Source organism: Microcoleus sp. AT8-B5, from assembly GCF_036705565.1.
Lineage (GTDB): Bacteria > Cyanobacteriota > Cyanobacteriia > Cyanobacteriales > Microcoleaceae > Microcoleus.
Genome location: NZ_JAUBUY010000057.1, coordinates 19534 through 38747, shown reverse-complemented (window position 1 = coordinate 38747; position 19214 = coordinate 19534). Strand labels below are relative to the sequence as shown.

The following is a 19214-nucleotide window of genomic DNA, read 5'->3' as shown; positions in this document are numbered from 1 at the left end:
TAAAATCTAAAATCTAAAATCTAAAATCTAAAATCTAAAATCTAAAATCTAAAATCTAAAATCTAAAATCGATTGACTCGCGCGATCGTCCTTAAGTAAGAAAAAGTTTTAACTGGTATGTCCTTACCCCGCCCAGTCTCAGACACTCTAATTGAACTGTTGAAGCCTGTAGCCTCTGAATTGGGAGAAAGATTGGGAGCAAGCGCTGTCAACGAACGCTATGCAGAAATTGAGCCCTCTGGTTCTTCAGCTTTGAACCAGCAAATCAAAAAAGACCCCCGCTGGATTAAAGCACAAGTGAGATATTTGCAGCGGCAGCAGGCTAGAGAACAAGAATTAATCGCGATCGCCGGCGCAGAAGAAAGGGTAAAAGAAGAACGCGCTAATCGAATTAAGGCACAAGAAGTAAGAGATAAGCGGGCAATTAGCCGACTTTGCCGCGACTTAATGCGGGAATTTCAATCAGAAGCAATTCGAGTTAAGCTGAACGAAATTCAAACTATTTGGGACAGGGACAACTGGTTTTCTAATTTGAGCAGGCAGGAAACTGAACAGATTTTGCAGCAGCAACAGCACCGATTGCTGCTGTTAGTTGCTCCCGCAAAAATTAGCCAAGATTGCCCCGATTCGTTTCGCCACAATCTGAATATCGAGTTGCCGGCTAAGTTAAGAGCTTTTTTGAACCAGCACTACCCCCCGCACGGAGATTTGTGCCCGGTTCAGTTTTACGGAGACTATTTCAAAAAATCCATTTCTGATATTGATGTGGAGCGGTTGCAGACTGTGTTGTCTCCCGTACCGACAGCTATACTGTACAGCGATATCAGCGATTATGAAGTGAATTTTCATGTTGGTTTTTGGGGAGTCATCAATCAGAGCGTTTCTCTAGTAGCGATGCAGCCTTGGAATTGGGAAGAGGTTTATCAACAGTTGGAGGCAGAGGGAAAAGATAGAAAGCTGAGCCTGCGAATTATTCGGCAAATAATTGTGACTATTCACAAGTTATTGGCCGCTTTTTTAGCGGATTTGTATTATTTAAATATCGATTTTACTCACGAACCTCAGTTATTTACATTAGAGGCGGAATTTGCTCAGGAATGGTTTTCTAAAGATTGGGCAAAACCGTATATTGAAACTCTTAAAGAAATTCAGGAGCAGCAGCGAATAGTCTCTAAGGGAGAGATGCGGCGGCTGGCGCTGCGAGAGGCGAAAGCTAGGGCGGAACGCCAGCGTTTGGAGGAGGCTGAACTCAAACGCAGAGAGGAAGCTGAGGCTGCAGCTAAGCGGGTGAAGGAATTAGCTCACAAATTAAAACATCAGAAATGGCGGTGTGTATATACGCTGCCGGGACATTCATCGTTTGTGAATTCTCTGGCTATTAGCCCGGACGGCAAAATTTTGGCTAGCGGTAGTTGGGATAAAACTATTAAGATTTGGAATTTAGAAACAACGGAATTAATTGGCACTCTGACGGGACATTCCGATCGCGTAAATTCGGTTGCTATTAGCTATGACGGAAAAATGTTGGTCAGCGGCAGTTCGGACGAAACAATTAAGTTTTGGAATTTGCACAATGGTGATTTGCTGTGTACTTTTCCGGGACATTCTATGGAGGTGAATTCGGTGGCGATTAACCCGAAGGGCCTGGTAATTGCTAGCTGCGGCGGGGCTGATAATACGATTAAGCTGTGGAATTTGCGGAGTGGTGAGTTGCTGCGGACTTTGAGGGGTCATTCTGATAATGTGAATGCGGTGGTTTTTAGCCCGGACGGTAAAATATTGGCGAGTGGCAGTTCGGATGCGACGAGCAAGGTTTGGGATGTGGAAAGTGGTAAGTTGCTGCGGACTCTTTCGGGGTTGAATGTTGGGGTGAATTCTGTGGCGATCGCGCCGGATGGTCAGATTCTTGCTAGCGTCAGCAATGATTATACGATTAAGCTGCGAAATTTGCAGACGGGCAGTTTGTTGCGGATTTTAAATACTAATTCTGGGAGGGGAAACGGTGTAACGAATTTAGGAACGAATGAGGCGCTGCATATTTTGCAGAATTATGTGAGTCGGGGCGAGTCGGTTGCTATCAGTGGGGACGGTTTGACTTTGGCTAGCGGGTGCGATGATAATACGATTAATATTTGGAATTTGCAGACGGGGGAGTTGTTGACCAGTCTTAAGGGACATTCGGGTACGGTGTACTCGGTGGCGATCGCGCCTTCGGGCAATTTGCTCGCCAGCGGGAGTGCGGATCAGACGATTAAGATTTGGCGCTGCGATTAGTTAGGATCGCGAATTAAATAACTTACAATTTTAATTGTTATTGTGGGATGGGCGTCCCGCCCATCCCACAATCTTGTGGAAGTTATATCGTTTCCGGTTGTATCGGAATGATTTAACCGCAGAGGGCGCAGAGAACGCAGAGGGAGAGAATACAGAGAGGAATAATTCCGATGCTACCGGATTTGATATTATTTAATTCTCATTCCTTAATTGGCAGTCGGGTGTGGGCAGACTATTCCGGTTTTACCCTTACGGGGAGGGGTTTTGAGCGAATTTGAAAAAAAATTGGCTGGGGGGGTTGCGCTAATGACTATAAGTTTGCTATATTAAGTTTCACTGCTGGTGTAACTCAGTTGGTAGAGTAGCTGATTTGTAATCAGCCTGTCGCAGGTTCAAATCCTGTCACCAGCTTTACTCTAAATTCTCTAAATGTTTGTATCTTAAATCCCCGACTTCTTGGAGAAGTCGGGGATTTTGGTATTCTGTTTTTTAAGAAATCAGGAGACTGCACGTGCTGTTTCCCTACAATATTACAATATTATTTTGGGGTAGGGACACCGCACTGTGCCCAAGGCGTGTCAACTTAAGCTGTCAGCCAGCCCAGCCCGTTAGTCAGCCCGCGAGTCCGCCAGGGAATGAATTCCCTGTCTAATAGCGAAAGTCCTCTTAAGAGGACTAAGCTGTTCTGCATTTAAATTGTCTGTCAAAAAACAATCTAACTCTTGTGGGGAGTAGGGGTTGGGCGTCCCGCCCGCCCTGAATATGCAATTTAAAGGCGCGACAGCTTAATGAGTTCTTCAGTCCTCTTAAGAGGACTTTCGCTTTGAGACAGGGGTTTCAACCCCTGTCGGACTTTCGGGCTGACCTTAAGTTGACATCTATGAGCATTGCAGTGTCCTCGGTATCATTCCGGTGCAACCGGAATTGATATCACACAGGGTGCGGCGGCTTTTTTCAACCATTCAATTGTTGCTGCATCAAGTACGGGTTCCAGTTTCTCGACTACAGCAGCATGATAATTATTCAACCATGCTAGTTGAGTCTTTGACAGCCGATCGACATTTATTAATTTGCGCTCAAACGGAATATACGTCAGCGTTTCAAATCCGTACCAAACAGTACCATTTTTGGATGGCATTTCCCTGACAACATAGAGATTTTCGATACGAATTCCGCCCCATCCCGGTTCGTAATATCCCGGTTCGATGCTAGTTACCATCCCGGCTTCCAGGGGATACTGCACAGATTTGCTGATGCCATTGGGCCCTTCGTGACCGGCTAAAAACGCGCCGACTCCGTGCCCTGTACCGTGTCCGTAGTCTAGCTGTTGTTGCCATAATACCGCACGGGCGATCGCATCTAATTGCGCTCCCGTTGTTCCTTTGGGGAATTGCTGCATTGCACAGTTGATGTGCGCGATTAAGACTGTTGTGTAGTGTTCTATTTGTAGCGCCGTCGGTTCTCCGATACTTACTGTTCTCGTATCGTCGGTTGTACCTGCTAAATATTGCGCGCCTGAGTCAAGCAGCAGCAGTTCTCCCGGTTTTAACGTTATTTCAGGGCTGGGGGTTCCGTAATGTACGATCGAGCTATTGGCTCCCGCACCGGCGATCGTTCTAAAAGTTAAAGTCTGAAAATCTGTTTCTTGCTGGTAAAAATGTTCGATGCTTTCTTTGACATCAAACTCGGTAACTACCTTACCATTTTCTAGCTGTTCTGTCAACCACTTTAAAGCCAAAGTTTTCGCTCGACTTGCTTTGAAATTGGCTGATTTCATCTGCTCAATTTCTACGGGATTTTTGCGAGCTTTCATCCCTTCTACCGGATGTGCCTTAAAAACTATTTCGATGTTGTAAAACTGCGCTTCTTGATGGTTTAATATTAACTGGTACGTGCCTGCTGTGCTGTGTTTTGGGTCTAAAAGTACCCGAACTTTATGTGGCAAATTTACGCAAGTTTCTAATGTATGCGGATAGTCTGCGTAGGGAAGCAAAGTTACATCCGCCCGCAATTCTTGCTTTATTTCTAGTGAAATTCGTTCGGGATTTGTAAATAAAAACGCTGAATCTGTGGTGACAATGGCATAGGATATAAAAATGGGAATGTGGGGGATATCCGAGCCTCGGAGATTGAACAGCCACGCTATTTGATTCAGGTTGGTAATCGGAAGCACATCAATGTTGGCTTTGTGCATCGCTTCCCTGACTCTGGCTAATTTTTCGGCGGCGGTTTCTCCTGTCAGGGATACAGGTAAGCTAAATATGGGTTCTGCATCAATCGCGGGTAAAGTCTCTGTTGTTTGCCAAGGAGTTTGCGATCGCACTTTGTCTGTCAAATTCTCCCGGATTGGTATGAGCTCAATCTCCGCCGTTGCAAATTTTTTCACCCAATTTTGATATTGCTCTGTCGCTACGGTAAACGGGTCAAAACCCAGGCGAATTTTCCTTGATTTTTCTGCCGATTCTACAGCCAGTTTTTCTAAAGTTTCAATTAAGGTTAAATTTCCTTCTAACCCGAGTTTCGATATTTGAATAATTCCAGTATCGACTTGCAATTCGGCTTGTTCGTAATAGCGGGAGTCCACAAACAACCAAGCGGAATCTTTGCCAACCAACAAATCGCCAGCGGAACCCGTAAAACCGCACATCCAAGCCCGCCGCTGCTTCGCTGCTGGAACTGATAAATTTAAGTGTTCGTCAACCGCTGGGATGTAATAGCAATCTAATTCATAATCTGCCATCAAATCGCGCAAGTCTGCCAGTCTTGCAGCGGAGGTATCTTGGATATTTGTATTTGCTTTCAAGTTCGTGGCAACCATTTTGAAATTTCCTATTTTACTTGTTTAAAATTGTCTTCAAACCTTTAACTAATCTCCTAATACCTGCGGTGGCGGTTGCTTTCTCCAAAGCACCGTAAGCAACGCGCAAATAGCAGCCGTTATCCATGCCGAAAGTTGTACCGGGAAGCACTGCTACGCGATATTCGCGAATTAATTGTTCTACTAATTCCATTGTATCGAGTTCAGTATCAACTTTCAAGAAAAAGTAGAAAGCTCCAGCGGCTGGGGAAATTGTACACAAGTTTTGGATAGTATTGAGTTCGTCTAATACGAGTTGGCGCACGGATGCGATCGCCCTTACATAATTATCGCAGTAACCTCTACCAACTTGCAAGGCTCCCAGGGCTGCATACTGAGAAATTACGGGCGGACAAATTAAGATGGTATCTTGAATCTTTCTCACAGAAACGAGCAAGTGTTCTGGTATTACCATATACCCGATCCGCCAACTCGCAAAACCGTAGGCTTTGGAGAGGCTAAACAGAGAAATTGTATGTTCGCTGCTGTTGGGAAAAGCGGCGGGCGAACAGTGTCTGACGCCGTTATAAGTAAAATATTCGTAGGCTTCGTCGCTGATGTGATATATGTTGTGCTGGCGACAAATTTCGTTCACTTCCCGAAGTGCTTCGGCTGAATAAACAACACCAGTAGGATTATTTGGTGAAATGGTAACTATGGCTCGCGTTTTGTCAGTAATTGCTTTTTTTATAGCATCGATATTAAGTTGATAGTTTGCGTCGGTTTCTACTATTACTGGTCGGCAATTTGCCATAATTGCCGCCATTTCGTGGTTAAAGTAATAAGGTGATTGGATAATAACTTCGTCCCCCGCCGAAGTAATAGCGAGAATGGCGTTGGTAAATCCCATGTTGCTGCCGGCGGTAACGACAATGCAGTTGTTGCTATTAATTTCTATGTCGTTATCTGTTTGGAGTTTGGCTGCGATTGCATCCTGTAATTGTGGAATACCTTCGACGGCTTTGTATTTGTGATTGTCGGGATTTGCGAAGAATTCGGGGATTTTGTCAAATGATTCTTGTGGCGGATTGTAGTAAACTACACCTTGTCCTAAAGATATCGTTCCGGGATTTTGGCGAATCAGTTCGCCAACTACGGGAATTATGGGCGACTGTACCGATTGCATTCGAGTGGGGTAATTTTTCATATAATATTTGTTTCTTGGGGGTTTGACTAAATTATAGATTGAAAATAGCGATCGTGCTAAAATGAAATATCAGCTCATAACAGGAGAAAGTTCCTATGTCAACGATGACTGTCAAAGATGTTGAGCAAGTTCAAACCGCTTTTTCCGAAGCTGGTTTAGATTACCAAATTGAACTAGAAGACGGGAGACTTTCAATTATGGGCCCATCTGACATCGTATCCAGTGAAATCAGCAGCCGTCTCATTGCCTTTCTTTTCGCTTGGGTAAATCCCCGCCGTCTCGGACGAGTTTTTGACTCCGCAGGCGGCTTTATTATGCCAGATACTAACGTCAAAGCGCCCGATGTTTCCTTTGTGCGCGCCGCACGATTGCGCCAAAGTCCGCGTTATTTTGGACAGTTGGTTCCCGATTTGGTGGTAGAGATTAAGTCTCAAAGCGATCGCACGCAGCCTATCGAAACCAAGGTTTTGAAGTTTGTTGAGCTCGGAGCGATTGTCGGAATTGCGATCGATCCTGATGCAGAAACAGTGAAGATTTATCGAGCGGCTGGCGAACCACAAATTTTACAAAATGGCGATATCTTAACATTACCAGAACTTTTCCCCGGTTGGGAATTGCCCGTTTCAGAATTGTGGCCTCCTATCTTTACAGAAGAAGAAACACAATTCTAGAAAAACTACCATATATCGCAAAAAGTAGAGACTTAGACTCTTTCAACTTCTATTTTAGAACCTTGGGGGGATTTAGACACTTTAACTTGTGCTGGCAATCTTTCGCCCAATTCTCGAACGTGGGTAATCACTCCAATCAGCCTGTCTCGCTGCCGCAAAGATTCTAAAATTTGAGTAACGCTTTCGAGAGTTTCGGTATCTAAAGTACCAAATCCTTCATCGAGAAACAAGCTGCCCAAGTGAGTTCCTTGAGACAGTTTTTCTGACAAAGCTAAAGCCATTGATAAGGAAGTTGCAAAGGTTTCGCCACCGGAAAGGGTTCGCACTCGTCTAGCTTCGCCGCCGTTCCAATTATCTGTTACCCAGTATTCGCCGTCTTGGTTTTTTAGTTTGTAGCGATTTTCGGTTAATTCTTGCAAAATTAAGGTGGCGCTGCCGACTAATTCTGCTTCTAAATGTTCTAAAATGTACGATTGAAATTCGTTGGATTTGAGATTCTGCGCTAAGGTGTGATAAGTTTGCTCTTGTTCTGTGAAGTTTGTGATTTGCTGTGACAGTCTTTCGGCTTGTTCGAGATTTTGGGCTGCTACTTGAATCCAAGCTAAAAGTTCGGCGCGGTTGTTGTTGGCTTGTTTGAGGTTTTCTTGGGCGGTATGTTTTGCTGATCGCACTTGTGCTAAAGTATTCTCATCCGTAGTTCTGCCTGCGATCGCCTCGCTCAAATCTTTCGCCCGCGTCTCTAACTGAATTTTTGATTCGCGGTGAGAGCGAATAACATTTTCCCATTCTGATTGTTCCTTAACTGTCGCAACCGCTGCTAAAAAAGTATCTTCTGTGAAATCAGCCGCTGTTAATTTTGCTGACCAATCCAGATTTAGCTGCTGTTTCTGGGCTTGGGCTTGCCCAAAAGCTTCTCCAGCTTGTTGCTCTCTCTCTGCTGCTTGAATAACCTTATTTTGAGCAGTTTGATAGGATTTTTCGGCAACTTTCAGCAGATTTGCCAAGTCTTGCTTGTCTTGCTCTAAGACTTTTGCTAAATTAGCATAAGGTTGATATTCGGTAATTTGATAAAGCGCATTTACACAACTTTGGAACTGTTGCTGGCGGCGGTCTGATTCGGCGATCGCATCTTGATATTCCTGCTGTTTAGCTGCTTGAGTCGCCACCGCCAAATTAAATCTTTCCTGAAAATTATCATATTCCAATGATGCCAGTTGGAACTGCTGTTCGGTTTCCCGGTATTGGCGATCGCTCTCTTTAAGGATTGCCAACTCCTGCTGCAACCCCAAGCTTTCCCACTGAGGATTTTCCAGAACTTGAGTGATTTGCTGCTGCAATTCGGCAACTCTATTCGCTGTTAATTCCAGCATTTGAGCAATTTCCGACTCTTTTTGCTGGCAAGCTGAAGCTGTACTTTTTGCCTCAGCAGCCAACCTTTGAGCATCTTGAAAAAGCTGATTTGCCCCCGCCAATTTCTGCCGCAAATCAGCGACATCGACAATATTAGAATCTGGCAAAGGAGGGAGCCGATCGCTCTCAGGATGCACCCCCCCGCACACCGGGCAAGTATCGCCAGAATTCAGCGACATTCTGACAGCAGCAACACTCTCTAAACGTGCCGCTTCCGCATTAGCGGTTTGGGCCGCTTCTAACTCGCGATCGCACTCTTTTAGCCTGAGTTCAATGGCTTCTAAATTAGTGGTAGCCTTCACATAATTTTGTTGAGCTTTTTCCCGATCTGCCAGAGATTTATCCAACTGTTCTTGCTGAGTCTTTTGCTGCTTGGTAATTAGCTGCAATTCCATCAATAAGGGTGAAATTTGCTGCAATTGCTCTAAACGCTTTCCTCCCGGCGCATACTGTTCGAGTTGTGCCGCTGCTTGAGTAACTCGAAAACCAGCGCCTTGAATTTTAGTGTTAGCAGCTTGCAGGTCTTTATCTGCTGCCATAAAAAAGCGCAGTTTTTCCTGTTGAATTTTTTGGGCAAGCGCAACTTCTTTTTCTAATTGAGCGCGCTGTTCTTCATATACTTTAGCAGCAGCTAGAGCATCTTCGCGAGCCTTAATTTGTGGCGCTAGCACCTCTTCTTTGGCTTTGGCCGCGTCAAGTTGCTGCTGCTCTACTGCCAGCTCAGAGCGAGCTTTAATTAACTGCTTTCGCGCGGCCACGGAGGCACTTTCGGCAGTTTCATACTGACGGCGAGCCGATCGCACTAAAGCCCAATCTCCCTGTAAATGATTGGCAGCTTGCGCTCTTTCTAAACGCTGTGCTAAAATTGCAACCTCAGCAGAATTAGCATTTAATTTAGCCAGTTGTTGTTGTAACTCTTGCCAGCGAGCGATTTGCGAAAATAGCTGTTCCTCTTCATCTAGAGCCTTCTGAGCTTTCATAACAGCGCGATCGAACTCAGGCAACTGTTGCTCTAAAATCAAAAGTTGCGATCGTCTTTGATCCACCTCATCCGCCGTCGGCGCACTCAAATCCGCTAGCTGCCTTTCCACCATTTCCCGTTCCTGTTTCAGCAACTTTGCGAGTTCATTTGTTTCCTTCCGCATCTGCTCAAAAATCTCAAATCCTGCTAGCTGCCGCAAAATTTCCCGGCGTTTTGAAGTATCCCCTTTAATAAACTCATCAAACTTGCCTTGAGGCAGAACAATTGCGCGCGTAAAAGTATCAAAATCCATTCCTAAAATCTGTTCAATGGTATTTTGAACAGCAACGATACTCGTCCCCAAAGTTTCCCATTGGCCATTTTGCCAGTTGTCCAAAATCACCTTATTTTCGGGAGATTTCGGACGGAAACGCCACCGTCTCGTCACCCGGTACTGTGCCGAACCCACAGCAAAACGCAACTGCACTTTTAAATTTTCGCTACCTTGGCTCGCCAAATCACTTACTTGTTTGCCGCTGCGAGTAGTAGTGCCAAAAAGAGCGTAAGTCATGGCATCTAGCAGTGAAGATTTGCCCGCACCTGTAGCACCAGTAATGGCAAACAAATCGAGTTGAGAAAAATCTAAACGCTGTTCGCGGTGGAAGCTGGTAAATCCTTCGAGAATAAGTTCGAGTGGACGCATACTGATTTTAGATTTTAGATTTGGGGTTTTAGATTGTTATATTCCGGTCTAGTGTCTTCCTTCTACAGTCTTCCCGATCCCCCCTAACCCCCTTAATAAGGGGGGAACAAGAGTATTATCCAAGTCCCCCTTCTTAAGGGGGATTTAGGGGGTTCTAGACTCGACTACAAGCGACATTTAGCGTGGGTTTCAGTCTTAAAACTATTTGAAATTTGAGATTTTGGATTTTGGATTGTATCTTTTTACGCATTTAATTATTAACTGTTTCCTTAAACTTCTTGTACAAATTTTTAAATTCCTCCAATACTGCCGATTTAGGTGTCGTTCCCAATCGGTTTTGATAATAGTTGCAAAACTCGGCTGCCGGATCGAAATTATTGGGATCGATAGTAGTTATTTCTGTTGGTTCTAGCGCTGCATCTGGATAGCGCGGTTCAATTAACAGCGCTTGAGAACAGATTTGGCGCACTCGATCGGCAAGTCCGATTTGCGGACTGTCCAGTTCGACAATTACTTTCAAGAAACCCGGATGGTACTGATGAGCTTGTAAAGTTTCATCGAGATTGTCGTTATGACATTTAAGCACTTTTAACGGCTTGTGGCAAGCCACAGGCTTAAATTCCACCTTTGCCTGACTTCCCGGCTCAACTTCTATCAAGCAAAATCCTTTTTCCTGTTCCGCTTCTCCAAAATCTAACTGAATCAAAGAACCGGAATAATAAGCGGGAGAAGTCTCAGAAATTCGCTGGTGAATGTGGATGTGTCCGAGGGCAACATATTGAGCTTCCGGGGGCAGAGTTTGCGATGATAGGAGGTATTTTTCTCGCGTGTAATAAGCGACTTCGGATTTTGCCAATCGAGCGCCGTCAATGCTCATATGTCCCATGAGAATATTGACAGTATTGTCTCTAAACTCTCTGGTTAAATCTTCGAGTAAATATGCTACAATTTCGCGGTAATCTTTTCGGCGATCGGCATCGCCAGACTGCCAGAGAGAATTAGCATCTAACAGTCTTTGTTCGGAAGCAAAAGGCATCGCGCCCACACAAAGTTTACCGCTTTTTGTATTGAGAGTAATCGTGCCGCCGTCGGCGGAAAGCCTGGGTTTGCCTAAAGCGCGAACACCGGCGAGGGAAAGCAATTGCGCGATGCTGTCGATGCGGGATGCCGAATCGTGATTACCGGCGATCGCAATTGCGGGAATTCCTGCTGCTTGGAGTTCGCAGAAAAAGTTATAAGCAATGCGTTCGGCGTAAGCGGGAGGGTTGGGCACGTCGAAAATGTCGCCCGCAACGAGCACAGCATCGACATCCAATGCTTTTGCTTGCTTCAAAATCTGTTCGAGGGCGATCGCAATTTCAAAAGTGCGATCGATCCCTCGAAAACGTCGCCCTAAATGCCAGTCAGCAGTATGAATTATTCGCATAGTACGAGGAGTATTTTGTTTATGTTAACTGAGATGTTGTACCATTTTCAAGAACGGGCAAGATGCCCGTTCCACAAAGAATGAATTTCTTGTGGAACGGGCATCTTGCCCGTTCATAAAAGGCTGATTTAAAATGGTAAAATATTTCATTTTTAATGCTTTGTGCGATCGCGCTATAAATATCTGCCACTGTTTATGCCTCTTCCTGTTCTTGAATTGCTGTTTCAATCTCATCAGAATATGCCTCAGCATAAGCCCAAGCATTCGCCAAATCAGCGGCACGCAGAGTCGGATAGTCTTCTAGGAGTTCAGCCTCAGAAATACCTAAACCGCGAGCATTCACCAGTACCCAAACAGGAATTCGCGTTTGTCTGATGCAAGCATCGCCGCCGCACACGCCGGGAGTCTTTTGAATTCCAGACCAAAATTTTCTTAAACTTTGGGCTAGTAATTCTATAGCTTGAGCCTTCTCTTCGGGAGTTAAAGCTAAGAGTTGCGCTTGCAATTCTTTCAGTGTCGTATTTGCAGTTATTGAGTTCATAAATATTAACTTTTTTTGGCCATACAGGTATTCTAGCACTGGTGGCTAAATCAAAACTTTCATTCAACAGGCTTCACATCGTGAAACCGAGTATAATCAACCACCCGCCCTCCCGTCGCCGATTTCAAAAGAATATCTACAAACCGCATATTCCACATAATTTCAGATGCCACAAAAGAATGTCGCGCATGAATAGTTTGCGAAACAGTTTCGTCAATTCCTGTTAACGTAATTACAATTTCTGCTTGCTGTTCCATCAAGTCTTTTGCAGTAAGTTGGTACAAAGGACTGTTCTCATCAATTGCGTGCATAACCGTCCAAGTTAATGCAAAAATCGGAGAGTGACTTCGCACCAATTGCAAATCGTAAAAACGCCGCATAAATTCTCCTTCCGCTGTTACCTCGTCACGGATCAAAGTAGCTCGCTGCTGCGCTTCTAAAATCTGGTTAAAACGCTGATTTGCAGTGCGGTACATCAGAGTCGGAACGCCGTTGAAAGGAGCGATTACAGCTACGCGGCTGAAGATAACTCTGGCTGTTGGTCGAGAAAATCTCGAAAAAGCCAGTCCCGTCACCATTGCTACTCCCCACAAACCAAAAAGCGCTTGGATCGCAACTATAGTATTAGCGTAATCCGTGCGCGGATACATGGCGCCGTAGCCGATCGTCGCCATTGTTTGGATGCTGAAATAAAAGGCATCTGGGAAAGAACCCGGCCGCGCGTTAGCAATGCAATCTCCTCCCGCCAAGTAAGCTAAGGCAAATAAAGAATTCGCGACTGTATAGGAGAGACAAATCAGGATGAAAAATCGAGGCCAAGAAAGAGTTAGCAGCCTGTGGTAGAGGTCGGCAAAATGCAGGCGAGGTACTCCCAACTTGACAATATTTAAGGGGAATTGTCCTTGGCGGCTGACTAAACGAGTCTGTGGCTGCCGATCGCGATTATTTTTCATTGAGATTTGTAACTACCGCTGTGTCAATTTGTAACTATTGTTTTGACTGGGAAAACTTATCCTTTAGACTGATGTCAGATTCTAAAAATTAGGATATCAAGGAAGTTTGAAAATGGTTGAGCTTAACTGGCATGACTATCTCGTTATGGTTTCTTGTGTGGCTTCTATTGCGGGTCTAATTTTGCTGAGCGATCGCAAATCGCAGCCAAGGGACGATCGCACTTTAAGCGAAGAAATCCTAATTAAGATGAGTTTTGTTTACTCAATAGTCTACTCCATGTCTGTCTTTGCCCTAAAGATGCCTCTGCCGGAGGACAACTGGTTGTTGGCAAGTCTGAAGCTGACCACGGTTCTATCTTACTTGTTGACAGTTTCCAGCATACTCAGTCTGCCACTGCAACGCATGGCTGTTCGGCAAGTCGAAGATTAAAAAACGTGAAGCTAAGGTGTCCCGCATCTAAATTGTATTTTTGGGGCGGGCTAAGAGTGCCCACCCCACAAGACTTTGGTTTCAGGTTGTTTGTAAATTTTTAATTCCCGCAGGAAGCTTGACATAACGCGCCCAAAATGGTTCTAGTCGATCTCTGCGGGATTGCAACCAGCCCATATTTTCCTCCATTCCGTTTGCTTCTGAAATCTGAGAAACTATCTTGATAGTGCCAGAAGTCAAGCCCTCAGAATCTCGCATCGGTGCAGTCCAAATACAGACATCAATTGATGAACCGTCTTTCCGCCGCCGCCGACATTCCCTAGCAACTTGCGCTTCCCCAGCCAATTCTGACTGAAACATCGCATAAAAATTTACGTTTTCATCGCTAGGGACGATCGGCAAAAGCTCCCCCACAACCTCAGACTCCTTCCAGCCAAAAACTCGCTCCGCCGCAGAATTCCACACCGTCACCAAAGCATTACTATCAACCCCGACAACTGCCAGCGGCAAAGCTTTAATTAAGCCTTGTAAAACTTGATTGGTTTCGCACAATTTAGCCTCTACCAGCTTGTGTTGTGTGATGTCCTGACAAGCACCATAAATGCCGACAGCGCGGTTCTCGACTTCATCCCACACAACTTGCCGACAATCCCACAGCCACCGGATTTCACCGGATTTGGTGACAATTCGATACTCGCTTACTTCCTTGCGGCTAGATGAACGAAGCTGCATTTGTTCCAGCAGCATTTCTAGGTCGTCGGGATGAATGCAGTCGAATTGTAAACCGCCGGAAGTTGCGATTTCTTTGGGAGTATAACCCGTAATTTTAGTAAAAGCTTCAGTCATCCATTCGCAGGCCCAGGTATTGTCAGGCAATACTTTAAAAGAATAGGCAAAATCTGAAGTCATTTGCGAGAGAATACGGTAGCGCGATTCTGATGCTCGCAGTGCGTTTTCTGCATTTTTGCGATCGGTTATATTTTGAAAAAACACCGACAAACCTTCTTCCGAGGGATAAGCCTCGACTTCAAACCAAATATTTAGCTGCGGGTAATATCCTTCAAATTTAACATTAACGTTCTCAGATACCGCTCTGTAAAACTGCTTGAAAAAAATCGTGTCGGCTGTATCAGGAAACTCATCCCAAATATTTTTACCTATAAGTTCTTGACGCCCTCTTTGCCAGCACTGCTCTGCTTTCGCGTTGAGGTAGGTAAACTGCCACTGGCGGTTGAGCACATAAAAGCCGTCTGTGATTTTTTCTAAGATATTAACGATTTGCTTTTGCGATTTTTCCAAAGCTGCTTCTGAGAACTTGCGCTCTGTGATATCGCGGGAATTGATGACTATGCCGTTGATGCTGGAATCGTGGAGTAAATTGTTACCAATGACTTCTAAATACACCCAAGAACCGTTAGCGTGCCGTTTCCGATATTCTACAGGCGGTGCAATCCCTGGCTGTTTGAGTAATTTTGCCAAATATGCTTGCCAAACAGGTAGATCGTCTGGGTGGATCAAATCGTCTTGGAATTCGCCAATTCTTTGTTCGAGATTGTAGCCTAACATCCGCTCTGCTGCGATCGAATTTTGGTCTCGGATGCGTCCGTCTGCTTCGAGAATTGTCATCAAATCGGAAGAATTTCGCAGGAGACTTTGCAGTCGGGATTCCCCTTTTGTCAGTGCCTGAGTCACCCTTTTGTACAGCATCTGGCTTTGCTCTAACTGCTGCTCTAAATGTCTGATAGTAGCAGCTTGCTGGGCAACTTTAATCTCTAAATTGCTGTTAATTCTTTCTAACTTGACTTGGGATTGTTTAGACAACAAAAGCGACTGAAACTCTGCAGCCAATTCTTGTAAAGATGCGGACAAATGCTCGAAAGTGCTTGTTAAAATCGCCTGTTTATCTACAGGTAGTTGCTCAATATGTCCCTGCAATTCCCGCACGTGTTTCAATAGATTTTGCATCATTGTAGTCAGCGCTCAAACTTATGAAGACTATTTTTTTATATTTCCCATCATAACACCTTGTTTGAGTCAAGTGTCAAAAGAAATAAATCTTGAAGTTTAGCGGTAGAGTTTTAATTTCGATGCCAATCCCTCGGCGCTGACACAGATGGATAATTCCACCAAGTTTGAGCGAACAAAAAAATATTGAGTTCAGTTATATTACTGAAAATAGTTGTGATTTTTAAAGTTTGAATTAAACAGGACTGATATCGTTTCCGCGCTTCATCGGAATCATAATTTTTCGAGTTGCAGCGCGAGCGGGGGCGCTCGCACTGCAACTCGCGAGCGGGACGATCGCACTAATATTCCGGGTTTTTCAACTTCGGTCAATCGATTTTAGAGTTGAAATTTTAGATGGGATAGAGTAAGTAATTTTACGGTGAAGTGCAGAGATTGTGATGCCAGTAGGCAGATTAGGAACAGGCTTTTCGGCCTGTTCCTAAAATCAGGATTTAAAGCCCTTAGAGCTTTTCTTTTTCTCCTGTGGCTTGGATTTTGACTTATTAACTTCGCCTAAAGCTTCCTGAAATAAGTTGTGCAGGTGCAGGGGAACGCTGGCAATTTCCGGGAGTTCGGGTTCTAAGGGTTTTTTAAACTCTTGCAGCAGGGCATCTAAATCGCGATCGATCTGAAAATTAGTCCGCTGCAATACAGTTTGCAAAATTTGTTCTAATTTCGCTGGATTAACTTTAGCTAACCGTTGCCAAATCCAGACATTAATTGCAGGATCTTCGAGATAGTTACGCACCAGCTTTTCGTAACCGGGAACGGTTGAAAAGTCTTCGGCTGCTAGCAGTGCAGTAAATTGAGCGTAAGTAGACAAAAAGGTTTGTCCCCAGCGAGGATGAGAAAGTGCACTCACCTGTTCGGCTTTCTTGAAGCGATCGGGCAATTCGACTTTCGGCATTACCATTTTTGCACTAGCATTGCTGTCGAGCATTACCTCAACTGCGTTAGCATCAGCACCTGCTGCGGCGATGGCGGCTGCTTTGACTTCTTCTCGATCGACTCCGGCATCTTCAACGATATCCGCCAGAGATTTACTTCCATCAACGCCCATATCAGCTAGGCGTTTTTTAGTGATAAATTCCTGAAATTCAGCCAACTGTTTATTCAGGTGATATCCCGATAGCGTTACTTCCTCACTTCCAAAAAATTCGGTAAAATCTTCATGGTACTTTTCTACTGACTGCCAAGCTTGCTCTAACAATTCCGGCGCATCGCTGTACAGGTTCTTTTTGTGATTTTGCTTGAAATTGCCGATAGCCACCGCCAACTTCGGCTTACCCAATTTCCCCTTCAGGATGGGAGAGCTCGAAAGTATCCACCAGTCATCGGTAAGGGGAGCAATCCGAGCCAGCAAGATTTCTCCTAACTTAAAGCGAGACATCTCTGCAAGAAAATTAGGACTGTTGGGCTTGACAACGTAGTGCTTAGCCGTCAGCCAGTTCATCAGTTCAAACCTGTCGGGGGAAAGTTGAGTGATTTCAAATAAGCCAGTGAAGCTTCTGTGCTCCCAACTTTCGAGCAAGCTAAGATCGCTCTCGGTTAAATCCGGCTGACTTTCGACAAATAAGTCGATCGGCGTTTTCTCTCCGACTTTACCTTCGATAGTAAAACTGTCAATCACTTGATTTTGCTGAGCAATATCGTAGCGCTCGCCGGTCGATCGAGCTGCTGCATAAGCTTCCAAAGCTACCGCCAACTCTCCCTCAGCATCCAGCACAAAGTCAATTAAATTTTGCTTGAGTGTCCAAGCTCTTTCCAACATTTCATCCACAAGTAATACCAATTTTGAATGAGAGGATTTAGGTTAACAATTATCGGAATTGAAGCCACCGACGCTTTACGATCCGGCTGCGATTGAAGAAAGCGCATCGCGAACAATGACAGAAATATGCAATCGATGCCTCAGTCCTGAATAAGTTTAATTTTAAGGCTAATAGTCAAAAAAAAATGTTAATCTCAAACGGAAGCATCCCGATTTTGTAAAAAGCATTTTTTAGGAGTGCTAAACTCACGCACAGCAAAGGCTCTACGTCTATAGCGAGTTCTCACAGCGAACAGCCCTGTGAAAGAAAAATCGTCCTGAAAAATGCAATTTTAAGGGAGCATAAAAATACCCTCTCCGATGTAGAGAGGGGCTGAAAATCCCCAAAAACTTCGCTAAACTCGCGTTAAAAACTGTGTTACCTATCAACAACAGTCCAAAACGCAGCCGGGTTTTTTTATCAAACACTTCCCTCGATTCCGGTACCCGGCTAAAAATCACCGGAATGCTTGAGTTTGTGTGTCTCCAAGACTGAGAAATACTTGGCGTAAGCCCTTAGCGGCCGTCTTTGTCAATATCGCCAGGAACAGCCCGTTCCACCCGATCCCAAGCGTCGCGCGTGGCGTGCTTAGCTTTTTCCCAAGTCACATTAGACTTACCGCGATTTGTTTCGTAGTCGCGCTGCAAATCCGGTTCGATCTCGTCGTATTTCTTACCAGTAGCGCCATAGCGGGTGTATCCCTCATAACCCGTGCGGTATGCAGGCTGATAGTCTTCGTAAGTCGCGCTCGTGTCCACGTAAGGACGGGAACTGTAGTTGCTTTGCCAGTAAGCATCTTCTACCGTGGGGTCGATCGCCTCGCCCACACCTTTGCCCGCCAAACCGCCGCCAAAGGCACCCACAACAGCGCCGACAACTGCTCCTACAGGCCCGCCGATGGCACCGCCGATCGCAGCACCCGCAGCACCGGCACTCGCCGCACCAATACCCGTTGCGACTGGATGAGCCCCGGTTTCCCCCGAAAGCGGATCTAGGTTAGCATCAGGTTCATGTACCGTTTTTTTGTCATCGCTCATGATATTTTTTCCTTTTATCTAACTGTAACTATGATTAAATTTACCTTTTAAATTCATATCTATTCATCTGCCTTAAGGATGAAGCTGCTAGCTTCAAAAGGAAGGAAACGATCAAATACTTCTCGACTCAAAAACGAGTTTTACACGCTACTCTCAAGGGATAAGGTGCGCCGAGGCGCACCCTAGATCGTGATGTTCAAGTGAGTTCTAAACTCGGCTCCCTTGTTTATTCACTGAAGCTGTTTATTTACCAGCAACTTGAGTTAGATATAAATCTCTGGATTTATTAGTTGCCAGTTACCTTTTCGATCAACTCTTCAGCTTTTTGAACTATGCCTTCTTGCGGGTGTTCTCCCTTGTACTCCTTTAAGCTTTCGTCGTAAGCTTTCTCGACCGTTGCAGGATTTTGAGAGGTTTTGACTATTTCTTCGTAAGCTGCTTGGGGATTGAGATCCTCGAAACTTTCTGCGGGGTCAGTAATTTTAGCTTCTGGCTGCGCCTGAGTTCTGTCTTGACCTGCGTAAGCAGCCTGACTGGGTACTATCGCTAGACTTAGCAAACCAATGAACGCCAGGGTACATACCAGCAAAATGCTTTGGCTCAATGTTTGTCCTAGAGCTTTTAAAACCCGCTTCATATCAACTTCTCCTCGTATTTTTCCGCAAAAATTATGGTGTTTGTCGCCCCTTCACTGCGATCGCACATTGACAACCTTGGTTCAATCGCAATCTGTGTCGCAGCTACCGCATCTAGAGCGAGCCAAAAGGGATGTTTCCCGTGACATCCCATATCTTAAGCGCCTGCTTGTTATTATTACTTCTACCAAAAGATAGATTAGTTATACAAGCGGAACTCATCTCCTATCAGGGGCGATCGCAATTCCTGCGAGGAACCCTATCTAGGGGTTTTCCCATCAATTAAGAAGCCCCTGACTCTTCTTTTTAGGCGCGTCTTTCGCGTCTTCGCAGTTCTGGCAAAAATCCTAT

Annotated in this window: 13 protein-coding genes and 1 tRNA gene; 4 read left to right on the top strand and 10 right to left on the bottom strand. The window is 45.0% G+C overall.

The annotated features are described in order from the left end of the window. Positions 1-117: 117 nt before the first annotated feature. Positions 118-2274, top strand: a complete 2157-nt coding sequence (locus QUB39_RS26380) for a WD40 domain-containing protein (protein ID WP_333056755.1) — start codon at positions 118-120, stop codon at positions 2272-2274. 338 nt (positions 2275-2612) lie between these two features. After that, positions 2613-2685, top strand: a tRNA-Thr gene (locus QUB39_RS26375). A gap of 493 nt (positions 2686-3178) precedes the next feature. Here the strand turns inward: QUB39_RS26375 and QUB39_RS26370 are convergent. Further along, on the bottom strand, positions 3179-5092 hold the full coding sequence (locus QUB39_RS26370) for an aminopeptidase P family protein (protein ID WP_333056754.1): 1914 nt from the start codon (positions 5090-5092) through the stop codon (positions 3179-3181). Positions 5093-5108: 16 nt separating this feature from the next. Beyond that, positions 5109-6278, bottom strand: a complete 1170-nt coding sequence (locus QUB39_RS26365) for a pyridoxal phosphate-dependent aminotransferase (protein WP_333056753.1) — start codon at positions 6276-6278, stop codon at positions 5109-5111. A 95-nt stretch (positions 6279-6373) separates the two neighbouring features. Between QUB39_RS26365 and QUB39_RS26360 the strand changes: the two genes are divergently transcribed. Next, entirely contained in the window at positions 6374-6949 is a 576-nt protein-coding gene (locus tag QUB39_RS26360) for a Uma2 family endonuclease (RefSeq protein ID WP_333056752.1), read from the top strand. 32 nt (positions 6950-6981) lie between these two features. Here the strand turns inward: QUB39_RS26360 and QUB39_RS26355 are convergent, their stop codons facing one another. From QUB39_RS26355 to QUB39_RS26340, 4 genes are all read right to left on the bottom strand, one after another. After that, positions 6982-10023, bottom strand: a complete 3042-nt coding sequence (locus QUB39_RS26355) for an SMC family ATPase (protein WP_333209813.1) — start codon at positions 10021-10023, stop codon at positions 6982-6984. Between the two features lie 250 nt (positions 10024-10273). Next, entirely contained in the window at positions 10274-11449 is a 1176-nt protein-coding gene (locus tag QUB39_RS26350) for an exonuclease SbcCD subunit D (RefSeq protein WP_333056750.1), read from the bottom strand. 193 nt (positions 11450-11642) lie between these two features. Further along, on the bottom strand, positions 11643-11990 hold the full coding sequence (locus QUB39_RS26345) for a DUF433 domain-containing protein (protein WP_333209808.1): 348 nt from the start codon (positions 11988-11990) through the stop codon (positions 11643-11645). Positions 11991-12049: 59 nt separating this feature from the next. Further along, a complete protein-coding gene (locus QUB39_RS26340; RefSeq protein ID WP_333209806.1) occupies positions 12050-12943 on the bottom strand; it encodes an ion channel in 894 nt (297 codons plus the stop codon). Between the two features lie 112 nt (positions 12944-13055). Here QUB39_RS26340 and QUB39_RS26335 point away from each other — a divergent pair, with 112 nt between their 5' ends. After that, entirely contained in the window at positions 13056-13373 is a 318-nt protein-coding gene (locus QUB39_RS26335; protein WP_333056746.1) for a hypothetical protein, read from the top strand. A gap of 81 nt (positions 13374-13454) precedes the next feature. Here QUB39_RS26335 and QUB39_RS26330 read toward each other — a convergent pair whose 3' ends face one another. The 4 genes from QUB39_RS26330 to QUB39_RS26315 form a co-directional block, all read right to left on the bottom strand. Continuing rightward, a complete protein-coding gene (locus QUB39_RS26330) occupies positions 13455-15341 on the bottom strand; it encodes a PAS domain S-box protein (protein ID WP_333056745.1) in 1887 nt (628 codons plus the stop codon). 484 nt (positions 15342-15825) lie between these two features. Then, on the bottom strand, positions 15826-17160 hold the full coding sequence (locus QUB39_RS26325) for a hypothetical protein (protein WP_333485193.1): 1335 nt from the start codon (positions 17158-17160) through the stop codon (positions 15826-15828). A gap of 546 nt (positions 17161-17706) precedes the next feature. Further along, a complete protein-coding gene (locus QUB39_RS26320) occupies positions 17707-18228 on the bottom strand; it encodes a hypothetical protein (protein WP_333056742.1) in 522 nt (173 codons plus the stop codon). A gap of 286 nt (positions 18229-18514) precedes the next feature. Further along, positions 18515-18865, bottom strand: a complete 351-nt coding sequence (locus QUB39_RS26315) for a hypothetical protein (protein WP_333056741.1) — start codon at positions 18863-18865, stop codon at positions 18515-18517. Positions 18866-19214 lie beyond the last annotated feature (349 nt).